This is a genomic window from Chordicoccus furentiruminis (assembly GCF_019355395.1).
Taxonomy (GTDB): domain Bacteria; phylum Bacillota; class Clostridia; order Lachnospirales; family Lachnospiraceae; genus Chordicoccus; species Chordicoccus furentiruminis.
In genome coordinates this window covers 15,309-31,560 of sequence record NZ_CP048829.1, presented here as the reverse complement: position 1 = coordinate 31,560, position 16,252 = coordinate 15,309, and the positions used below count along the sequence as shown (strand labels likewise).

Sequence of the window (16,252 nt, the reverse complement as noted above, 5' to 3'; positions counted from 1 at the left end):
CTCCGGCATCCTTCACGGGAAAAGGGTGTCCGTTCGCCGTTCCGCCTCTTTCAGCACGGACGCGAGCGCGTCCGGCAGCTCACCGGCCGTGAGCGCCCGCTGTCCTCTTTGCGAGGCAGCCGCGTCACCGGCCAGACCGTGAAGAAAAGAAGCCAGCGCGCCCGCCACGGAAGGATCCGTTCCGCCGGCGAGCAGCCCGGCCGTAAGTCCCGTGAGCACGTCTCCGCTGCCCGCTGTCGCGAGCCCGCTGTTCCCGCTCAGATTCAGGAAGAGCCGGCCGTCCGGAACCGCGGTCACGGTCCGTGCGTCCTTCAGCACCACGACGGCGCCTGTCTCTGATGCGAGAGCCGCAGCCGCGGCGAAGCGGTTCTGTTTGAGCTCCCGGACGGAACGGCCGGTCAGCCGTGCCATCTCTCCCATATGAGGCGTCAGCGTGACCGGCCCATTATGGGCGGACAGCAGAGCCCGCAGCGACGGGTCTCCGGCGATCAGATTCAGCGCGTCCGCGTCAAGAACCAGCGGGATATCCGCCTCCGAGAGCAGACAGCGCACAATGGCGCTGGCCGCGGAACCGGTCCCGAGACCGGGCCCGGCCGCCACCGCGTCCGCCCATCCGAGGGAGACGCGGACCGCCGCTTCCGCTTCTTCCGCCGTGCTGTAACCGGCATAAAGCGCTTCCGGAACTGCGGTCTGGATGATGACCCGGTTCCGGGCATCGGTCAGCACCTTCACCATCCCGGCGCCGCTCCGGATTGCGGAACGGGCCGAGAGTACGGCCGCACCGGCCATCCCGTCGGAACCGGCGGCAAGAAGAACCCTTCCGAACGTACCTTTGTTTCCGGACGGTGCGCGTTTCGGCAGAAGATCAGCGAGATCCTGGTTCGTCATGGCGAATACCGGGCGGCCGGCCGGTTCCGGGGCACAGTCCGGTATTCCGATGTCCGCGATCACCAGACGACCGCAGTAAAGGCGGCCGGGATCGAGCAGAATCCCGCGCTTGGGAAGCTGCATCGTGACAGTGACATCAGCCCGGACCGCGCATCCGGCGGGCTGCCCGTCATCCGCATTCAGTCCGCTGGGAATATCCACTGACACGACGAAAGCGCGGCTTTCGTTCATCGAGCGGATCAGCGCCCCGAACTCGCCCTCCGCCGGACGGCTGAGCCCGATGCCGAACAGCGCGTCGACGATCAGACCGGAATCCCCGATCGGTTCGTCACGGGAAACGGGAATCCCGAGATTTCCGGCGATTCGAAGCTGCTGCGCCGTCTCTGGCGCCAGACGCTCCGGATCGCCGGCGAGCTGGATATGGCAGCCGATTCCGCGGAGATGAAGAATCCGGGCGCAGGCGATGCCGTCTCCGCCGCAGCGGCCGGGCCCGGCGATGACCAGCACAGAGGGAGTGTCCCGGTTCACGGGAAATCGTTCCGGGTCGGCAAGCGCCTCCGTCACCGCGTCAGCTGCCGCCAGCGCGGCCCGCTCCATCAGCACAGCAGAAGGAATCCCGGTTTCTTCGATGGCGCGGCGGTCCATCTCCTTCATTTCCTCCGCCGTCACGATATGAAGCATCGCGTTTCCGTCCTTTCCTTTCTGAAGACCGTTCCGTCCGGCATTCGTCCTGATCTGTCCGCGCAAAGCGCGGTCTTCAGGCGTCCTCCGCGTCTGCTTCCGACTGAAGCTTTTCCCACCGTTCATAGGCGGCGCTCAGGTCGGATGCGATCGCTTCCTTCCGGCGGCTCAGCTCCGTCAGCTTTTCGTGATCGGTGGCGACCGCCGGATCCTCGAAAGCCTTGTCCAGCTCCGCGTCTTCCCGTTCGAGGTTCTCGATCTCCTCTTCTGTCCGCCGGAGTGAGGAGGCCAGCTTCCGCTTTCGGGCCTCCTCTTCCTTCCGGGCTTTCCAGTCGAGCTTCGCCCGGGATTCGCCCGTTTCCGTCTCCGTTCCGGATTCCGTATCGCCCAGAGCGGCCCGCTCTACGTCAGCCTTCTTTTCGAGGTAGTAGTCATAGTTGCCGATATAATTCAGCAGCTGATGCTCCGTCAGGTCGAGAATCCGGGTGGCCGTCCGGTTGATGAAATACCGGTCGTGGGAGACGCAGAGAACGGTGCCATCATAGGCGCGGATCGCGCTTTCCAGCACCTCTCTTGACGTGATGTCCAGATGGTTTGTCGGCTCGTCCAGCATAATGAAGTTCGCGTCGGAGAGCATCAGCTTGCAGAGGGAGACACGCGCCCGCTCGCCTCCGGAAAGAGAACCGATCCGCTTGAAAACATCCTCGCCCGTAAAAAGGAAGGCGGCCAGCTTTGTGCGGATTTCCGTGTTGGTCATGGCGGGATAATCGTCGGAGATCTCATCGAAGATCGTCTTCGAGCTGTCCAGAACCTGCATCTCCTGGTCGTAATAGCTGACCTCCACCTGACTGCCGTAGGCAACCGTTCCGTCATCGGGCGGGATGACACCGTTCAGAATCTTCAGGATGGTCGACTTGCCCGTGCCGTTGTTCCCGATCAGCGCCACATGCTCGCCCCGGCGGATCTCGAAGTGCAGTCCGGAAAACAGCGTGACGCCGTCAAAACGCTTTGTCAGCCCGTCGACGGTCAGCACATCCCGGCCGCTTTCAAGCCGCGGCGTAAAGCGGAGCGTCATCTCATCGTCGGCATCCGCCGGCTTCTCGGGAGACTCCATCTTCGCCAGCATTTTCTCACGGCTCTCAGCCCTGCGGATCGATTTTTCACGGTTGAAGGACTTGAGCCGTGTGATGACCTCCTCCTGATGCTTCCGCTCGCGCTCGGCGTTGACCCATGCGGCGTAGGCGGCTTTCCGGAGCATTTCCTTCTTCTCACTGAAGGCGTCGTAGTTGCCGCTGTAGGTGCGGGCATGTCCGTTCTCGATTTCCACGACCTTCGTCACAACCCGGTTCAGGAAATAGCGGTCATGCGAGACGATCAGAACGGCGCCCCGGTAATTCATGAGATAGGTCTCGAGCCACTCGATGGAATGCATGTCGAGATGGTTGGTCGGCTCATCGAGGAGGATGATGTCCGGCGCCGTGAGAAGGAGCCGTCCCAGCGCCACGCGCGTCTTCTGCCCGCCGGACAGCTCGCCTGCCGTTTTCGTGAAGTCGCTTTCCGAAAAGCCGAGTCCCTTGAGCACGCCGACGACTTCGCTCCTGTAAGCGTAGCCGCCGCCCCGCTCAAACGCTTCCGTCATTCGGGCGTAGCGCTTCATCTCTTCCTCGAGTATATCCCCGCTCAGCCGGGTCATCTGAAGTTCGCTTTCACGGATCGAATCCGCCAGATCAAGGAGATCCTGCCGGACGCTCATCAGCTGGTTCAGAATGGTCTCGTCCCCGGTCAGAGCCTGATGCTGGGCGAGATAGCCGATCCGCGCATCCTTCGCGAGCACGGTCTGTCCGCTGTCCGCCGTCTCTTCCCCCATGATGATCTTTAGCAGCGTGGATTTGCCCGCGCCGTTGACGCCGACCAGCGCCGCTTTTTCGTTTGCCTCGACATGAAAGGAGACGCCCTTCAGGATCTCCTTTCCGTCAAAGGCCTTGGTTACTTCTGCGATATTGAGTATCATCATTGCCTTCCGCGTTTGTCTCCGGCTGCCGTCTCAGGAACGTTCCGCCTCCAGTGTGGCGCGGACCGCCTGAATGAAGCCGAGGCTGTCGACCGTCTTCGGATCCGGAAGTGTCGTGATCCGTGCGAGGTCGCCTGTCATCGTGCCGCCGGCGATCGTGTCGAGAGTGGCCTTTTCCAGCGCATCCGCGAAAGCGGACAGCTCCGGGAGCCGATCCAGCTCGCCGCGTTTTCTCAGCGCGCCGGTCCACGCGAAGATGGTGGCCACCGAGTTGGTGGAGGTCGGCTCACCCTTCAGATACCGGTAGTAATGGCGCTGAACCGTTCCGTGGGCCGCCTCATACTCGTAGCACCCGTCGGGAGAGACGAGAACGGAGGTCATCATCGCGAGCGATCCAAAAGCGGAGGAAAGCATATCCGAGAAGACATCTCCGTCATAGTTTTTGCATGCCCAGACGATTCCGCCCTCAGATTTCATGATCCTTGCCACAGCGTCGTCGATCAGCGTATAGAAGTAACGGATACCGGCCTGTTCGAATTTTTCTTTATATTCCTTTTCATAGACGCGCTGGAAGACCGCTTTGAATTCTCCGTCGTAAACCTTTGAGATGGTGTCCTTCGCGGCGAACCAGAGATCCTCCTTTACACCGAGCGCGAAAGAGAAGCAGCTCCGCGCGAAGCTCTCGATGGAGGAATCGATGTTGTAGAGGCCCTGCAGGACGCCCGGTCCCTCGAAATCAAAGATTTTCTTCTCTGTAACGGTTCCGTCCTCGGCCGTGAAGAGAAGCTTCGCGGTTCCCTTTCCCGGAACACGGATCTCGGCGTCCCGGTATACGTCGCCGTAGGCGTGACGGGCGATCGTGATCGGCTTCTTCCAGTTCTTCACGCACGGCTCGATTCCCTTCACGAGAATCGGGGCGCGGAAGACCGTGCCGTCAAGCATCGCCCGGAGCGTTCCATTCGGGCTTCTGTACATCTTCTTCAGATGGTACTCTTCCATTCTGGCCGCGTTCGCCGTGATCGTCGCGCATTTGACGCCGACGCCGTATCGCCGGATCGCTTCGGCCGCGTCCTTCGTCACCTGATCGTCCGTCTCGTCGCGGTGCGTAAGACCGAGGTCATAGTATTCCGTCTTCAGGTCGATATAGGGGGTCAGCAGCTCATCCTTGATCATTTTCCAGAGCACACGGGTCATCTCGTCGCCGTCGAGCTCCACCAGAGGCGTCGTCATCTTGATTCTCTTCATTTTCGGTTTTCCTTTCTTATGAGGTTGTGGCGGCAAAGCGAAGGCGGAGAGAGAGATCCGTTCATCTCCCGCTCCGCTGTCATGGCTGCAAGATATCCGTCATTTCTGCATGGACAGAACCTGACGGTTTTTCCAGAGATAGTCGCACAGCGAGATGACGGTCAGCGCGCAGGCGGCATAGATCAGAACCTGTCCGAGCCCATACAGCGGGCCGGACGGAAAATTGATGATCAGAAGGACGATCATCGCCATCTGGGAAACCGTCTTCGTCTTTCCCCACCAGCTGGCGGCGATCACGACACCGTTGTCGGAAGCCACCAGCCGGAAGCCGCTGATGATGAATTCACGCGCGATGATGATGATCACGACCCAGGTCGGAATCCGGTTCAGGTCGATGAGACAGATCAGCGCGCTGCAGACAAGAAGCTTGTCAGCCAGCGGATCCATGAATTTTCCGAAATCGGTGATCAGATGTCTCGAGCGGGCGATCCGTCCGTCGAGCATATCCGTGAAGGATGCGCCGACAAACAGGATCAGCGCGGTCCACATCCACGGGCCCTGTGCGCGGCCGACAAGCATCGCGATCACGAAGGGGATGATCATGACCATCCTGAGACAGGTCAGTCTGTTCGGGAGGTTCATCTGTTTCAGCGTTTCCATCTCTATTCCTTTCTCTCTGCCATTTCAGTCTTTTGTCATGATCCGATCTCTTCGCCTCTCAGGTCATAGGCGGACGCTTCCGTCACGCGGACTCGGACAAAGTCGCCTGTGACGTGCTCCCGGAGAGCGGTGAAGAAGATAAAGCCATCCACCTGCGGCGCGTCGCCGTAGCCGCGTCCGGCGTAGACAAGACCGTCCTCCTCAGGCAGCGAGCCTTCGACGAAGACATCCAGCTCCATACCCTTCCGTCCGATGTTCTTTTCAAGGGAGATGCCCTGCTGAAGCGACATAATCGCGTCCATGCGCCGCTTCTTCACCGCCTTTGTGAGCTGAGGCTTCATCTGCGCCGCGGGCGTTCCCTCTTCTCTTGAGTACATGAAGACTCCAAGACGGTCGAACTTCATATCGCGGACAAAGGCCAGCGTCTCATCCGCCTCTTCCTCTGTCTCGCCCGGAAAGCCGGTGATCAGCGTCGTCCGGAGCACGATGTCCGGCATCCGTTCTCTCAGGCGGCCGACCAGACGGCGTATCTCATCCGAGGTTGTGTGCCGGTTCATTCTTTTCAGCACGCTGTCGGAACCGCTCTGGATCGGGAGATCCAGATAGTGACAGATCTTCGGTTCCGAGGCCATCACGTCGATCAGTTCAGGATAGATATCCTCCGGGTAACAGTAGAGAATGCGGATCCATTCGATCCCTTCGATCCGGCAGAGCCGCTTCAGCAGCTCGTGAAGGATCGGGCGGCCGGTCAGATCCGTTCCGTAGAGCGTCGTCTCCTGTGCTACAAGGATCAGCTCTCTCACTCCGCGGGAGGCAATCTCCTCCGCCTCCGTGATCAGATCCTCCATGGGAAAACTCCGGTAGGCGCCGCGGAAAGAAGGGATCGCACAGTAGGTGCAGTGCTTGTCGCAGCCTTCCGCGATCTTGAGGTAGGCGAAATGTCCGCCGGTCGTCAGGACGCGGCGGCCGGGGCGGAGGGGCGGATCCTTGCTGATGTCGGAAATATGCGCGTTCTTCTGTCCTCTCAGCGCCGCGTCCACCGCGTCGGCGATCCCGTCGAGCCCTGTGGTGCCGACGATCGCGTCAATCTCGGGAATTTCCTGCAGGATTTCGTCCCGGTAGCGCTGGGCCATGCAGCCGGCGGCCACCAGCACGCGGAGACGGGCGGTCTTTTTCAGATTCGCCAGCTCGAAGATCTGATCGATGCTCTCCTTCTTGGCCTCATCAATGAAGCAGCAGGTGTTGACGACTGCCACTTCCGCCTCATTTTCATCGTCTGTCAGTTCAAACCCGTGGTCGGCCAGAAGCGACAGCATCCGCTCCGAATCCACCAGATTCTTGTCGCAGCCGAGTGATACCATGAAAAGCTTCATAGACTATCCTTGTTATTTTTTGTCTTCCATGTCATCGGGAATCTCGTCGGGAAGGATTTTGACCTTGCCCTGATAAATCTCGTCCACCGCAACGGAAAGAGGCTTTCTTCCCTCCGCGTCATCGATCAGCGGCGCGTCGCCGTCCACGATCTGGCGCGCACGCTTGGCGGTGGCCATCACGATCGAGTAGCGGCTCGATACGATCGGTGTCGTGTCGTCCTCACTGTCTGCGTTGACGGCTTCCATCATTTCCCTGTAGGACGGATGCATCATCATGGTTGTTCATTCTCCTTTCGTAATCTGAGCGAGTTCATCGGTCAGTGTCATGATCAGTTCCTGACTTCGTCTGGCCTTCATGTGCTCCGAACGGATGATCGAATGCAGTTCCTTCACGCAGAGCGCAAGATCATCGTTGATCAGCACATAATCATAGAACGGCATGAAGCGCGCTTCCTCGACTGCCCGTGCGAGACGGCCGTTGATCTTCTCGATGGTCTCGGTGCCGCGGCCGACCAGTCTCCTCCGCAGCTCCTCCGCGCTGGGCGGCGTGACGAAAACAAGAACCGTATCCGGGAAGCGCTGCTTGATCTTCTCCGCCCCCTGGACGTCGATTTCGAGGATCACGTCCTTTCCCTCCGCGAGCCGGTCGTCCACATACTGCCTCGGCGTGCCGTAGTAATTGTCCTGATAGCTGGCGTACTCATAGAGCGCGCCCTCCCGGATCATCTGGCGGAAGCAGTCCTTCGTGACGAAGAAATAGTCGCGCCCGTTTTCCTCTCCCTCTCTCGGAGCTCTCGTGGTCGCCGAGATCGAGAGCGCATAGCATTCGAATTCCTTCAGAAGCTGCTTCATCAGCGTGCCTTTTCCCGATCCGGAGAAACCGGACACGACGATCAGAATTCCTTTCTTTTTCAAAATGCAGCCGCCTGCCTTTCCTTATTCCAGATTCTGTATCTGCTCGCGGATCTTTTCAATGTCCGTCTTCATCGCGATGCCGAGATCCGCCGTGACGAGATCGCCCGCCTTGGAGAGTGTGGTGTTCGCCTCACGGTTCATCTCCTGGGCCAGAAAATCCAGACGGCGGCCGACGCTGCCGCCCCTGGTCAGTACGTCCCGCATCTGGGCGATGTGGCTCTCGAGCCGGACCGTCTCCTCATCGGTGCAGATTTTGTCAGCGTAGATGACGGCGGCCGACGCGATCTGGGATTCCTCCACGCCGCGGCCGTCAAGAAGCTCCGAAAGAGTCGTCTTCAGGCGGGTGCGGTAGGCGTCGAGGATCTCCGGCTCGTGAGCCCGGACCGCAGCAGTCAGAGAAGCCAGCTCGTCAAGACGGGATCCGAGATCGGAAGCCAGCCGTTCCCCTTCGCCCTCTCTCGCCTCGTTGAAGGCACTGACCGCCTCTTCAAGGACAGGAGCGAGGCCGGACCAGACGGTCTCCTCATCCGTCCCGGCGGGACGGAACGTGAAGACGTCGGAAGCCTTCAGAAGATCGGTCACGCGGATATTGTCCGGAAGACCGAAGGCTCCGGCCATCCTGCGCATCGCGCTGACATAGGATCCGGCGAGTTCTTCGTTGCAGACCAGTTCCTGGCCGGATGCGCTGCCGTCCGTGGTGATAAAAAGATCCACCTTGCCGCGTCCGACGGATTCTTTGACGAGACTGCGGATCCTTGTCTCAAGGAAGGACAGGGACCGGGGAAGATGAACGGTGAGATCAAGATACCGGTTGTTCACGGAGCGGATCTCCGCGGCGCAGCCGCCGGCTTCCGCCCGTCCGTAACCTGTCATGCTTCGAATCATAGGAATTCTCCTTGCTGTCTGTGCTGCGCACAGATAATCCAGATTATCTTAGCGCAATTCCCGTACTCCGTCAATTGCCTGTGAAAACGGCGCGCGGACGGACTGCCTGTGGTATAATGAGTCGACCCGGAAAGGAAGGTATCTATGGCATTTGACGGCATCACCACGGCAGCGGTTGTGAAAGAGCTCTCCGACGCCCTGACGGACGGCGGCATCAGCCGGATCATCCAGTCCGAGAAGGACGAGCTGCAGCTTCTTATCAAGAATCAGAAAAAAACGTATTATCTCGTTCTGAGCGCCAACGCATCTCTTCCGCTGATCTATCTGGCGGACGGAAAGAAGGAGGCGCCCATCACGGCGCCGAATTTCTGCATGCTGCTCCGGAAGCATATTCAGGGCGGACGCATTGTCAGCATCACCCAGCCGGGTCTCGAGAGAATCGTGATTCTCCGGATTGAGCATCGGGACGAGCTCGGCGACCTGCGGCAGAAAAAGCTCATCCTCGAGCTGATGGGGAAATACAGCAACCTGATCTTCACCGATGAGACCGATACGATCATCGACAGTATCCGGCGCGTGCCGTCCTCCATGAGCTCGGTGCGGGAGGTTCTGCCCGGCAGGCACTGGTTCATCACCGCCCAGCGCGGCCGGACCGACCCGCTGAAGTGCGCCGTGTCGGACCGGACCGGGCAGGATGAAGCCGTCCGGATCTTCACGGCCAGGATGGAGGAGACGGCCGCGGGCATCACGAAGGCGCTGACGGAGGCGTTCACCGGCATCGCCCCCGTTCAGGCCGAGGAATTTGCCTATGAGGCGGAAGCCGATCCGCGGATGAGCTGGGCGGATCTTGATCAGGATACGCGCGGACGGCTGGCGGAGGCGTTCGTCAGAGGTATGACGGATGTGAAGAACGGCGTGTTCCGTCCGGCGATCGTGGCGGAAAACGGCGTCCCGAAGGAATTCGGCGTCCTGCCTCTCCGCATGTACGCGCACGAGGGATTCAGCATGCGGACGGAAGACAGCGTCAGCCGGATGCTCCTCGATTACTACGGCGCAAAGGAGCAGGTAACGCGGATGCGTCAGAAGTCGGCCGATCTCCGTCATCTCGCATCCACTGCCCTCGAACGCGTGAACAAGAAGTTCATCCTCCAGCAGAAGCAGATGAAGAGCACGGAGAAAAAGGACCGCTACCGGATCTACGGAGAGATGCTGAACACCTACGGATACGGGGCGAAGGAAGGCGACCGGGAACTCACCTGCACGAATTACTACACCGGCGAGCCGGTCACGGTGCCGCTTGATCCGACGATGACGGTTTCCGGGAACGCGCAGCACTACTTCGCGCGCTACAACAAACTCAAGCGGACAGAGGAGGCGATGAAGGACCAGCTTGAGGAGACGGCCGGCGACCGGGAGCAGCTGGAATCCATTCTGACTGCCATCGATCTGGCCGAGAGCGAGGCGGATCTGTCGGAGATCCGAAGAGAGCTGTCGGACTATGGCTTTATTCACAGCCGCTCCTCTTCCTCCAAAGGGGCGAAGCGTGCGGCGAAGGCGGCGCCTTACGCCTATGTTTCCTCCGACGGATTTGAGATGCTGGTCGGCCGGAACAATTATCAGAACGAGGATCTGACCTTCCGCACCGCGAACGGGAATGACTGGTGGTTCCACGCAAAGAACGCGCCGGGAAGTCATGTGATCGTCCGCTGCGGCGGACGTGAAGTGCCGGACCGGACGTTCGAGGAAGCGGGCGCGCTGGCCGCCTGGTACTCGTCGAAGCGGAACGCGCCGAAGGTGGAGGTCGACTACACGAGACGGAAGCAGCTTAAGAAGAAGAACGGCGGGAAGCCGGGATTCGTGATCTACCATACCAATTATTCCCTGATGGCGGTGCCGGATATCTCGGGGATCCGGCGCGCCGACCGCGTCTGAAGACATCGGATCAGGATACGGATAAGAAAAAGACGGACCGCTCATCGGATCCGTCTTTCCTTTTGCCCGCCGGTTCACGCCGGCGCGTGTTTCTTATTTTCTTACGACAAAATTGATGATGCGGCCCGGTACGTAGATTTCCTTCACAAGCTGAACGCCGTCCAGTCGGTCCTTCAGTGCATCCCTTCCCGCCGCGAGTGCCTCATCTTTCGCGGCGTCCACCGCGAGACGGACAACAGCCCTCGTCCTGCCGTTCATCTGAACCGGAATCTCCTTCTCGTCATCCGCCGCGAGACGGGCGTCCGCCTCGGGCCAGGGCTGATGGAACACCGAGTCCGTGTGTCCGAGCCGCTCCCAGATCTCCTCCGCGATATGGGGAGCGAAGGGGGCCAGCAGCGTCACATAGACTGCGATGGTCTCCTTATCGATGCCGCCGGTCTGCTGGGCGATTTTTGCCATCTGGTTGTTGTACTCCATGAACTTGGAGATCGCCGTATTCAGCGCGAACTGGTTGAGACGCATCGTGATGTCCTGAACCAGCTTGTGGCGAATCCGGATCATCTCCGGCGTCGCCTTTACGTCCGCATCAATCGAATCGAGAGCCAGATTCCAGAATTTCTTCAGGAACCGGTTGACGCCGTCGATCCCCCGCTCATCCCACGCGGAGTCCTGATCCGGCGGTCCGATGAAAAGCTCATAGATCCGGAGCGAGTCGCAGCCGTAATCGCGCACCATGTCATCCGGGGAGACGACGTTGCCAAGCGATTTGGACATCTTGATGCCCTTGGGTCCGAGGATCATGCCCTGATTGAACAGACGCTGGAACGGCTCATCGAAGTCGATGACGCCGATGTCATGAAGGAACTTCGTGTAGAAACGGGAGTACAGAAGATGCAGCACCGCATGCTCCACGCCTCCGATGTACATGTCCACCGGAAGATACTTGTCCGCCTTCTCCCGGCTCACCAGCTCTTTGTCATTGTGGACGTCCACATACCGGAGGAAATACCAGGACGATCCCGCCCACTGCGGCATCGTGTTCGTTTCCCGCTTCGCCGGACCGCCGCAGCACGGGCAGGTGGTGTTGACCCAGCGGGAAATCGCCGCGAGCGGCGACTCGCCGGTGTCCGTCGGCTGATAGGACTCCACGTCAGGAAGCAGAACCGGAAGCTGATCCTCCGGAACGGGCACAGCCCCGCACTTCGGGCAGTGGATGATCGGAATCGGCTCGCCCCAGTAGCGCTGGCGAGAGAAAACCCAGTCGCGGAGCTTATAGTTGACGGTCTTCCGCCCGATCCCCATCTTCTCGATGATCATCGGCGCTTCCTGTTTGAGAACGGAAGACTCCATTCCATTCCAGTCGCCGGAATTGATCATGGTGCCGGAAGCCTCGGTATAAGCCTCCTGCATGTCCGGGATTTCCTTTCCGTCCTTCGCGATGACCTGGATGATCGGAAGGCCGAATTTTTTCGCGAACTCAAAGTCGCGGTCATCATGTGCGGGCACGCACATAATCGCGCCTGTGCCGTAGTCCGCCAGCACGTAGTCCGACAGCCAGATCGGCACTTTCCTGTGATTCAGCGGGTTGACAGCGTATGCGCCGGTGAAGACGCCGGTCTTCTCCTTGTTCTGGACACGCTCTACATTGGAACGGCCGGAGGCATACTGGCAGTAAGCCTCCACGGCATCCGCCTGCTCCGGAGATGCCAGCTTTTTCGCCAGCGGATGCTCCGGCGAGAGCACCATAAACGTGGCGCCCCAGAGGGTATCCGGGCGTGTCGTGTAGACCGTGATCTTCTCGTCCGAGCCGTCGACGGGAAAGTCAACCTCGGCGCCGTAGGAACGGCCGATCCAGTCAGTCTGCATCTTCTTGACCTTTTCGGGCCAGTCCAGCGTTTCCAGTCCGTCGAGCAGTCTGTCCGCGTAGGCGGTGATCTTCAGCATCCACTGACGGAGATTTTTCTTCGTCACCTCGCTGCCGCAGCGCTCGCACTTTCCGTCCACGACTTCCTCGTTGGCGAGAACCGCCTTGCAGTGCGGGCACCAGTTGAGCGGCATCTTCTTTTCATAGGCAAGTCCGTGCCTGAACATCTGCACGAAGATCCACTGGGTCCACTTGTAGAACTTCGGGTCTGTCGTGTTGAGCTCCATGTCCCAGTCGCGGACCGCCCCGATCTGTTTGATCTGGCGGCGGATATTCCGGATGTTGTTCTCGGTGGAAATCGACGGATGCTGACCGGTTTTGATGGCGTAGTTCTCAGCAGGCAGTCCGAACGCGTCCCATCCCATCGGGTGGATGACGTAGTGACCGCCGTCCATCATCTTATATCTCGCCCACACATCGGAGATCACGTAGCCTCTCCAGTGCCCCACATGAAGCCCGGCGCCGGACGGATACGGAAACATGTCCAGGCAGTAGTATTTCGGCTTTTTCCCGTCATTGATATTGATGGGGTGCTCTTCCCACCGCCTGCTCCACTTGCTCTCGATTTCGAGATGATTGTAAGGAACTGCCATGCGATTGCCTCCTCATTTAGCAAACTGTCAAATCTGTCTTATTCTATGTTTCCGGAGTCTGTTTGTCAACCGACGGACGGACGGATCGCGAGCAGCGCGCAGAGAACGCCGCGCCGGCCGTGTGAAGCCCGGTGCGAGAAGAAAAGATCGGGGTTGCAGCAGGTGCAGAGATTCGGCATGAAGATCCGGTCCCGGGGCACGCCGGCCCCGGTGAGCACCTCGCGGTTGGCGGCCATCAGATCCAGCATATACTTTCCGTTCTCCTTCCGCCGGGATACGGACGGCGGAAACTGGGCGGCGACATCCGCACTCACCTCGTAGCAGTCGGCTGCGATGCAGGGGCCGATGGCGCAGATCAGGTCGGACGGGCTTGTGCCGAAGGCGGCTCTCATCTGTTCCACGGCGGCGCGTCCGATGCCGGCGGCCGTGCCGCGCCAGCCGGAGTGCACCAGCCCGACAGCCCGGCGGACCGGATCAACGAGATAAACCGGCGCACAGTCGGCGGTATGCACGGTAAGCGCCACATCCGGCTCATTCGTGATCAAGCCGTCTACGTCATGCCATGTCAGCTCGCGGAACACGCCTTTTCCGCGGTCCTCTACCGTCACGCGGATCACACGCGCCGTGTGCGTCTGGTCGGTGCAGACGACGCTCTCCGGCGTCACGCCAACCGCGGAGGCGAACCGGCGTGTATTCTCTCTGACATTTTCCGGATTGGTATCTCTCTTGAAGTCGAAGTTGAGCGACGCAGCGTCGCCGGTGCTCACGCCTCCGAAACGGGTGGAGAAGCCGTTGGCCAGCCAGGGAATTGTGTCATAGGCCGGCACGGAAAGCCAGAGAAGACGGCCGTCTCTGTGAAATGCCATGCCTCTGTGTTTCTCGTCGATCCATCGGATATCCATTTGTTGTCTCCTTTTTTCGCGGTCCGTCTTATCATCCGGCTGCCGTGCTTCTTCCCATGATCAAACGCCTCCGTGTATCCGGAAGGCATCGCGGATATGGCGTATGCCGTCCGGCGTGATGCCGATCACATCAAACCGGCAGCGGGTGTCGAACGGGAGCCGACGGCGGATCAGATACTGCTCCGCGACGAGGAAAATGGTCCGCTGCTTCCGGGCCCCCACGGCCATCAGCGGACCGCCGCCCTTCTCCTTGCTTTTCCTGTATTTGACCTCGATGAAGACAAGAGAGGATCCGTCTGCTTCCGGTTCTCTGGCGATCAGATCGATCTCGCCGATACGCGTGCGGAAATTCCGTTCGAGAATCAGAAAACCGCGCGACGCGAGATAGGAGGCGGCTTCTGACTCAAAGGCTGCTCCGACGGTTCGTCTGTTCAAGCTGTTTCTCCTTTCCGGGAGGAGTGGAGAACGGGATGGCGTCTGTCCGGCCCGTGCTCATCCGTTCAGAAGATGTGTGATGAAGCTTTTTCTGTGGATCGGGCATGGACCGTATTTCCGCAGAGCGGCCATATGCTCGGCTGTTCCGTAGCCTTTGTTCCGGGCGAAACCGTATTCCGGATAGAGGCGGTCGTATTCCTCCATCAGACGGTCCCGGGATACTTTGGCCACGATGCTGGCCGCCGCGATGGAGACGCTGAGTGCGTCCCCGTGTACGATGGAGCGGGAAGGCACGCTGACGCCCGGAATCGAGACGGCGTCAATCAGAAGAAAATCCGGCCCGGGAGAAAGAGCCGCAAGCGCGCTCCTCATCGCGGAATATGTCGCCTGAAGAATGTTGATTTCATCGATGATCTCGGGCGATTCATATCCGATGCCGATGGAGACAGCCTCCCGCTTCAGTACATCATACAGCTCATCCCGTTTTTTTGCAGTCAGTTTTTTCGAATCATTGAGATAGAGAACCGGGTGATCCGTCGGAAGAATCAGCGCGCAGGCGCAGACCGGTCCGGCCAGCGGCCCGCGGCCGACCTCGTCGATACCGGCGATCAGCCCGCGGTCCGCGAACCGTCTCTCATAAACGCTCATTGCCTCCGTGCGGGCCTTCTCTTTTTCAAGCCTCTGACGCGCCCGTTCCTCTCGTTCCGCCTGACGGCGGAGCGATGCGGTTCCGCTCATTCCTCTCCCTCCTTTTCCGGTTCCCCGCCGGCCTCCGCGCCCGGTCCCGTATCATCGGATTTCTTCGTGTCGGGAGCCGCCTCCAGCGTGATCCGGCCGATTCGTCCGGAACGGAAATCATCGAGCAGAATCGAGGAAGCCTTCTCAAGATCCACCGCGCCGCCCCGCCGCAGCGCGCCCCGCCGCTCTCCGATGGCGGTCAGCAGCCCGGCCGTGTCGGGATGTCCGCCGGGACCTCCGGTGAGATAAGGGGCGGTGTCGATGCCGTAGCGTTCCGTGAGCAGATTCCTCCACGGTTCCGCTCCGGTGAGCTCAGCCAGCAGCTCACAGGCGAGTTCCGTGGTGTCCAGAATCGTATCCGGCATCGACCCGATAAACGCGATATGGCGTCCGGCTGTCTCATCCTCGAATTTGGGCCAGAGCAGCCCCGGCGTATCCATCAGCTGGATGCTGCGCCCGACACTGATCCACTGGCGCCCCTTCGTCACGCCCGGACGGTTTCCGGTGCGGAGAGACGAAGAGCCCGAGAGAGAGTTGATCAGAGTGGATTTTCCCGCATTGGGTATCCCCATGACCATCGCCCGGATCGGGCGGGGCTTCATGCCCTTCTTTCTGTCCCGCTCCGCCTTTTCGTGGCAGGCGGCCGTCATGGCGCCGCCAAGACTGCGTACAGATGAGGCTTTCCGAAGGTCACATGGGTACGGATGCCATCCGCGGCTGCGATACCAGCGAATCCAGCGGGCTGTCTCTTCCTCGTCCGCCAGATCCGCCTTTCCGAGCAGAATCATCCTGACTTTGTTTTTCGCGATGCGGTCCACCTCCGGGTTTCGGCTTGATGCGGGAATACGCGCGTCAACGACTTCCACGACCAGATCGATCAGCCGCAGCTGTTCTTCGATCTGACGGAGCGTCTTTGTCATATGTCCCGGATACCACTGATAGCTCATGCCTGTCTCCTGTTCCGTCCCGCGCTTCGGGGACGCGTTTCTTTGTGTCATGGCCCGGACAGCCCTTCGGTCACGGGAAGGCCGGGTTTTGCGCGCACGGTCCGTATTCACCGCGGGCTGTCG

Annotated in this window: 14 protein-coding genes; 1 reads left to right on the top strand and 13 read right to left on the bottom strand. The window is 60.1% G+C overall.

Annotated features, from left to right (window positions below; genetic code table 11):
* Positions 1 to 12: 12 nt before the first annotated feature.
* From G4C92_RS00155 to G4C92_RS00120, 8 genes are all read right to left on the bottom strand, one after another.
* Positions 13 to 1,695, bottom strand: coding sequence for an NAD(P)H-hydrate dehydratase (locus G4C92_RS00155; RefSeq protein ID WP_274940616.1), 1,683 nt, complete (start codon positions 1,693 to 1,695; stop codon positions 13 to 15).
* On the bottom strand, positions 1,646 to 3,580 hold the full coding sequence (gene abc-f, locus G4C92_RS00150) for a ribosomal protection-like ABC-F family protein (protein ID WP_274942030.1): 1,935 nt from the start codon (positions 3,578 to 3,580) through the stop codon (positions 1,646 to 1,648). Before abc-f ends, G4C92_RS00155 begins: the two co-directional genes overlap by 50 nt.
* Positions 3,581 to 3,613: 33 nt before the next feature.
* Positions 3,614 to 4,825: an NADP-dependent isocitrate dehydrogenase gene (locus G4C92_RS00145; RefSeq protein WP_274940615.1), complete on the bottom strand. Its 1,212-nt coding sequence runs from the start codon at positions 4,823 to 4,825 to the stop codon at positions 3,614 to 3,616.
* Between the two features lie 99 nt (positions 4,826 to 4,924).
* A complete protein-coding gene (pgsA, locus tag G4C92_RS00140; RefSeq protein WP_274942029.1) occupies positions 4,925 to 5,467 on the bottom strand; it encodes a CDP-diacylglycerol--glycerol-3-phosphate 3-phosphatidyltransferase in 543 nt (180 codons plus the stop codon).
* A 53-nt stretch (positions 5,468 to 5,520) separates the two neighbouring features.
* Positions 5,521 to 6,858 (bottom strand): 30S ribosomal protein S12 methylthiotransferase RimO, encoded by a 1,338-nt coding sequence (gene rimO / locus G4C92_RS00135; protein WP_274940614.1) that lies wholly within the window; start codon positions 6,856 to 6,858, stop codon positions 5,521 to 5,523.
* Between the two features lie 12 nt (positions 6,859 to 6,870).
* A complete protein-coding gene (rpoZ, locus tag G4C92_RS00130) occupies positions 6,871 to 7,134 on the bottom strand; it encodes a DNA-directed RNA polymerase subunit omega (RefSeq protein ID WP_274940613.1) in 264 nt (87 codons plus the stop codon).
* 6 nt (positions 7,135 to 7,140) lie between these two features.
* Positions 7,141 to 7,773: a guanylate kinase gene (gene gmk / locus G4C92_RS00125; protein ID WP_274940612.1), complete on the bottom strand. Its 633-nt coding sequence runs from the start codon at positions 7,771 to 7,773 to the stop codon at positions 7,141 to 7,143.
* Between the two features lie 21 nt (positions 7,774 to 7,794).
* A complete protein-coding gene (locus tag G4C92_RS00120) occupies positions 7,795 to 8,658 on the bottom strand; it encodes a YicC/YloC family endoribonuclease (protein WP_274940611.1) in 864 nt (287 codons plus the stop codon).
* Between the two features lie 144 nt (positions 8,659 to 8,802).
* On the opposite strand from G4C92_RS00120, the gene G4C92_RS00115 reads away from it, so the two are divergent.
* Positions 8,803 to 10,590, top strand: coding sequence for an Rqc2 family fibronectin-binding protein (locus tag G4C92_RS00115; protein WP_274940610.1), 1,788 nt, complete (start codon positions 8,803 to 8,805; stop codon positions 10,588 to 10,590).
* 93 nt (positions 10,591 to 10,683) lie between these two features.
* Here the strand turns inward: G4C92_RS00115 and leuS are convergent, their stop codons facing one another.
* From leuS to ylqF, 5 genes are all read right to left on the bottom strand, one after another.
* On the bottom strand, positions 10,684 to 13,107 hold the full coding sequence (leuS, locus tag G4C92_RS00110) for a leucine--tRNA ligase (RefSeq protein ID WP_274940609.1): 2,424 nt from the start codon (positions 13,105 to 13,107) through the stop codon (positions 10,684 to 10,686).
* Between the two features lie 65 nt (positions 13,108 to 13,172).
* Positions 13,173 to 14,009, bottom strand: coding sequence for a peptidoglycan editing factor PgeF (gene pgeF, locus G4C92_RS00105; protein WP_274940608.1), 837 nt, complete (start codon positions 14,007 to 14,009; stop codon positions 13,173 to 13,175).
* Positions 14,010 to 14,069: 60 nt separating this feature from the next.
* Positions 14,070 to 14,444 carry a YraN family protein gene (locus G4C92_RS00100; RefSeq protein ID WP_274940607.1) on the bottom strand — a complete coding sequence of 125 codons (375 nt, stop codon included), beginning with the start codon at positions 14,442 to 14,444 and terminating at the stop codon, positions 14,070 to 14,072.
* Positions 14,445 to 14,501: 57 nt separating this feature from the next.
* A complete protein-coding gene (locus tag G4C92_RS00095; protein WP_274940606.1) occupies positions 14,502 to 15,182 on the bottom strand; it encodes a ribonuclease HII in 681 nt (226 codons plus the stop codon).
* Positions 15,179 to 16,129, bottom strand: coding sequence for a ribosome biogenesis GTPase YlqF (ylqF, locus tag G4C92_RS00090; RefSeq protein WP_274940605.1), 951 nt, complete (start codon positions 16,127 to 16,129; stop codon positions 15,179 to 15,181). The genes G4C92_RS00095 and ylqF overlap by 4 nt, the downstream gene beginning before the upstream one ends.
* Positions 16,130 to 16,252: the final 123 nt, after the last annotated feature.